The 5,455-nt window shown below is 38.9% G+C and carries 4 protein-coding genes; all 4 read right to left on the reverse strand.

Annotated features, from left to right (window positions below; translation table 11 throughout):
* Positions 1-465: 465 nt before the first annotated feature.
* Positions 466-1,239, reverse strand: a complete 774-nt coding sequence (locus tag AN395_RS18705) for a YggN family protein (protein ID WP_054983917.1) — start codon at positions 1,237-1,239, stop codon at positions 466-468.
* A 289-nt stretch (positions 1,240-1,528) separates the two neighbouring features.
* Positions 1,529-2,695 (reverse strand): nucleotide sugar dehydrogenase, encoded by a 1,167-nt coding sequence (locus AN395_RS18710; protein WP_054983918.1) that lies wholly within the window; start codon positions 2,693-2,695, stop codon positions 1,529-1,531.
* Between the two features lie 131 nt (positions 2,696-2,826).
* A complete protein-coding gene (locus AN395_RS18715) occupies positions 2,827-4,269 on the reverse strand; it encodes a capsule assembly Wzi family protein (protein ID WP_054983919.1) in 1,443 nt (480 codons plus the stop codon).
* A 589-nt stretch (positions 4,270-4,858) separates the two neighbouring features.
* Entirely contained in the window at positions 4,859-5,227 is a 369-nt protein-coding gene (locus AN395_RS18720; RefSeq protein WP_054983920.1) for a GxxExxY protein, read from the reverse strand.
* Between the last annotated feature and the right edge of the window lie 228 nt (positions 5,228-5,455).

A 5,455-nucleotide genomic window follows, 5' to 3' on the forward strand; every position in this document is an offset into this window, starting at 1 on the left:
TTTAGCCCAAACCATTTTTACCACCGAGCACACCGAGGCGCTTCGCGCTACACTGAGAAGTTACTAACGCCAGCAAGCTACGCGTCTACAAGTAACTATTACTTCTCGNTTCTCTGTGTTCTCTGTGGTGGTGATAATCTGTTAATCACTTTATGTTTAGCCCAAACCATTTTTACCACCGAGCACACCGAGGCGCTTCGCGCTACACCGAGAAGTTACTAACGCCAGCAAGCTACGCGTCTACAAGTAACTATTACTTCTTCACTGCTGCGTGTTCTCTGAGTGATAACCACTTAAGCTGTTTGTGTAAAAAACAAATTTACCACCGAGGGTACAGAGGCGCTGCGCGCTGCACTGAGAAAAGCTGTTATCAATTTTTCATTTCGATAATGCTCATTAAACCCTAGAGTCTACTTTATCGGGGTCAGATAACGGACCAAATAGCTAATAACTTCCTACTTTCCTTTACGATTTTATCTGCACTAAATCAAAATCAGCCATGCCTGGGACAATCGCTTGCAGGCGCGATTCGGTCACATCGAGTGCGTTTAAACATTCGCAATATTCAGAGGCTTTAAGCTCAAGTTGCTGGGCTTTTTTTTGCAGTGATTTATCGATTTCTTTAGAGATAATATCCATACGTTGCCCCATATCGTTAATGCGGTCTTCAATATTACCTTCGCGTGATTTAAACGCATCACCAAGCGACATTAAAATAGCTCCTAACGAGCCATGTACGGCAGAGTGTATTTGCTGGCTAATTTCTTTAGTGAAAAAATCATCTATTTGCGAGAGCGACTGTGGCGCGATAAAAAAGAAATCATCACCGCGCTTAAACTTGTCCATCAGCGCGCGCTCTACGTACTGGAGCTGGGTTTTTAATACCTCAGGCTCTTTGTCAGACATTCCCTCAACCACATGTTCAATCGCGCTTAAACCTAAATTAACGCCATCGGTCGCCAAATTTACAAGCTCTGGCACCGTATGGCGAATACCATTGCTAAATTGCTCAAGCACTTTACTTTCTTCAGTACTTAAATCGACCCAATAACCCCGTATAAAAAGCTGGTTATTATTATTAATTTGTACACGGGTTTGGCCTTTATCAAGAATACGTATAACATCGTCGGTAATGATTAAACCATGACTCAACTCAACATCACATTGAGTTTGAGCGAGTACACTCGAACTTGAAAGAGCAAAACACAACGCCAATATCGCACGAGATAACAACGCCATATACACCTCTACAAGCCAAAAAAGGAAGGAAAGTAGGTTAACAAAAAACCAACTTTATGCAAGAAAAATAGCTATTTCGAAGAGCTTATAATATACCAAGCGCCGGCAAGTAAATTTAACCACAGCCCCATTTTTCAGCGTTAGACGTAGAGCTTGCTAACGCTAAAAAACCTTATATAGTGCTGACTTAATGAATACCACTACTGTCGGGAAGCTACAAGTGTAGACAGAGCTGCTAAATAAGCAGTCTTCTAAATATTGCTAATATAGAAGACTGAACATTTGACTTTTAATCACTACCAAATAAATCGCGCGTATACACTTTATCAGCTATATCATTTAACTCTTCCACCATACGGTTTGATACAACCACATCAGCTATTTGCTTAAACTCGTTTAGGTCTGTAATTACCCGTGAGTGATAAAATTCCGCTTCTTCAAGTACCGGCTCATACACAACTACTTCAATACCTTTGGCTTTTATACGCTTCATTATCCCTTGGATAGAAGAAGCCCTAAAGTTGTCTGAACCCGACTTCATAACTAAACGGTAAATACCCACCACACGCGGATTGCGCTTTAATATTGACCCTGCAATAAAATCCTTACGGGTGGTGTTTGCATCAACAATCGCACCTATAATATTATTTGGCACATCTTGATAATTCGCGCGTAATTGCTTGGTGTCTTTTGGTAAACAGTAACCACCGTAACCAAACGACGGGTTGTTATAATGATTGCCTATACGTGGATCTAACCCTACACCTTGGATAATTTGCTTTGAGTTCAAGCCGTGTGCTTCTGCGTAGCTATCAAGTTCATTAAAGTAAGCAACTCGCATAGCAAGGTAGGTGTTAGAAAATAACTTAATCGCTTCCGCTTCCGTTGAGTCAGTGAATAGCACTTCAACGTCTTGTTTAATTGCACCTTGCTTCAGTAAATTAGCAAAAATAGTGGCGCGCTCACTTTGCTCACCCACAACAATGCGTGACGGATGCAAATTGTCGTACAGCGCTTTACCTTCACGTAAAAACTCAGGTGAGAATAGTAAGTTGTCAGCCTTAAGCTGCTTTTTAATATCAGCCGTAAAGCCAACCGGAATAGTCGACTTAATCACCATAACCGCATTAGGATTATGTGCCACAGCATCTTTAATAACCGCTTCAACCGAGCGCGTATTAAAGTAGTTTGTTTCTACATCATAATCCGTTGGAGTGGCGATGATAACAAAATCTGCGTTTTCATAGGCCACTTTTTTATCGGTGGTTGCTGTGAAGCTTAAATCATCACGCAGTAAAAATTCACTAATTTCAGTATCAACAATTGGTGATGTCTTATCGTTTAAAAGTGCAATTTTTTGCTCATCAATATCTAATGCAACCACCTCATTATGTTGTGCTAACAGCATTGCATTCGAAAGGCCTACATAGCCCGTCCCTACCACTGCAATTTTCATGGTATTCCCTTAAAGTTATAATCTATTAATAATATAAATTTTATCAAATATCTATGCTATCAGCTATCTGACTTTTTTCTGTAAATTCGGTGCTAACTATACAACTAAGTTTAATAGCGTAAGCTTTTTTATCACCACCCATAAAACGCCCCCACCCTGATGAAGCTATCATCAAACACTGTTTTACCAGTATAAAGCTCTAAGCCCCAATAACCCTCTTGTAACTGTTGTGTGTAACGCGTTTCTAGTTCAAAACCTATTGAATAGGGAGCATCAGCAGAACCGATTTTATTATTAGAGTCCATTTCACTCTCAATCCGCCTGAAGGTGGTATCAATACTTTGAGTGGTACTTAGCTGCCAATACCAATTTACTGATTGGCTTTCAGCGCTGGGGTAGTGCTGAAAATATCGCTGTTCAGCGCCCCAATGCCCTACACTCTGTTTATCTATGGTATTCCCTTGCGAATACAGTTTTGACCAGTACCACTCTGTTTGCCAGCGGCTATTTTCTATTCTCAAACTATTGTTTTCACTAAAGTAAGGAAGGTATAAACCAAAGTTATAGCTATTATTACGTGTTCCCCCCAGCGTATCTTCAAAGCCAATATCACCATAAAAACTAAAAGGCACATTAAACCAAGTCGCTTTATAATCAAAGCTAATAGAGGCAAGTTGATCGCCTACTTCATAGTTAGGTCCAAATTCATCAAGCTCTTCACCATTAACATTATCGTTATTGCCTGGTAAAAAAAATGCTTCAGCAAAATCACTAATACCAACAGAGCGATCTCCGCCCCCAAACTGTAATAAACGGTTAGCACTTAAGGTTAAATCCTCAAAAGGGGAAAAACTCAAATGAACACCAGCCATATGCGGCTTGCCTGGTACTGTTTTGCCTATTTCTTTACCCGAATTAATTGCTGGATCGGTTTTCATTTTCATATAAAACAAATCATAACGTATATTAAAGTCGGTAATAGGCTTTACATTGCTAATACCAATAGAAGGGAGGCTTTTGGCATTTGTACTCAGTATCATTGCACTATCGTACATAGGTGAATACCAACGCTCCCTATAACCAATATCAACTTGTGCGTAACTATTACCAAAATATACAAAGCTTTGGGTGGGCAATAAATCATCTTCATTGGCAATACCCGCGATACTCACACCAAAGTGGTTACCAAAATTAGCAAACGCTCCGGCTTCTAGCTTTAAATAAGTATCTACTTTTTGGCCACGTTGATTAGGAATTGATTTCGATTCATTACCGTACGCAACTGTTGCTTTAGCATAGGTTACCGCATCCGTTTGTTTGTATAGGGCAAGTTCATTAAAGAGCTTTTGATAAAGACTAGGGTAGCTATGTTCTATCGATTTTAAAGCTTTCAATACTTCACTTGTTTTATAAGGCTTAGCCATCATATGCGTGTTATCACCCACTACAAGAAGCTTTTCAACTAATTGTTCTAGTTGAGGGTTTTGCTTTAATGGTAAATAAGCCGAAACACCGTTAGCTGATACCTGAGAACTAAAGATTATTCCGATTACGAGCGGTAATTTTTTTAGCATTCTTTTTCCATTTAATTTATGTTCTAGGTTATGTTTACATGATAAAAAAACGTTAATGAGTAAACAACTAAGATCTGTATAAATCTAAAATTACATTTCCCTATTCAGTACTTTATTTAATTATAATACCAGATAAGAGACCAAGGGCTTTGCCTTATACAAATGCGATAAATAATATTGATTAGTCACCTCTCTTATCTTCTCTGTGGTTAATTAAATATTTTTACACCACCGAGCTCACCGAGGCGCTTCGCGCTACACAGAGGAAAACACATACTATTCATTAGTTACCCCTCCTGCGCTTCCCTTTGCCTTCTCTGTGGTTAATTAAATATTTTTCTACCACTGAGTACACCGAGGCGCTGCGCGCTACACAGAGGAAAACACATACTATTCATTAGTTACTTCTCCTGAAGTTCTCTTTGTCTTCCCTGTGGTTAATTAAATATTTTTACACCACCAAGCTCACCGAGGTGCTGCGCGCTACACAGAGGAAAGGACATACTATCCATAAGTTACTTCTCCTGAAGCTCTCTTTGTCTTCTCTGTGGTTAATGAACACTAGCTCCTACTTCCGAGGCTGTTGAAGCTAAACACTAACTCGCTTTAACCCTTCTAGCAGCTTTATTTGATTAAAATTTATCAGTAAGCCAGTCTGAATACCTGTTAATTTTAAATAAGTAATTAACTGCGCTGTATGAATAGGCAATAATTTTTCCACTGCCTTTAACTCTATAATTAACCGTTCAGGGATTAGAATATCGAGCCTATATCCTGCATCAATTTTTATATCTTTATAAACAATAGGTAATTTAACTTGGCTTTTTACTGGCAAGCCTGCCTTTTTTAATTCGTAATGTAAGCAGCACTCGTAACTAGACTCAAGTAAACCCGGACCAAGATTTTTATGTACTTCAATAGCACAACCAATAACTTTTTGGGTTATTAAATCTTCCATAACATTCCTAATCACAATATTTAAACACAAAATATAGGCTATTTTTAAACTTATAATTAGTAATTCATAGTTTGACTTATCACGCAATGCTCTGAACCGCTACAAAGAAGAAATATACTATTGACTAGTCACTTCTCCTTGTCTTCTCTGTGGTGATAATAACCTCTTAATCACTTTGTTTTTAGCCCAAACCATTTTTACCACCGAGCACACCGAGGCGCTTCGCGC

It is taken from the genome of Pseudoalteromonas sp. P1-30, from assembly GCF_001400005.1.
GTDB classification, from domain to species: Bacteria; Pseudomonadota; Gammaproteobacteria; order Enterobacterales; family Alteromonadaceae; genus Pseudoalteromonas; species Pseudoalteromonas atlantica.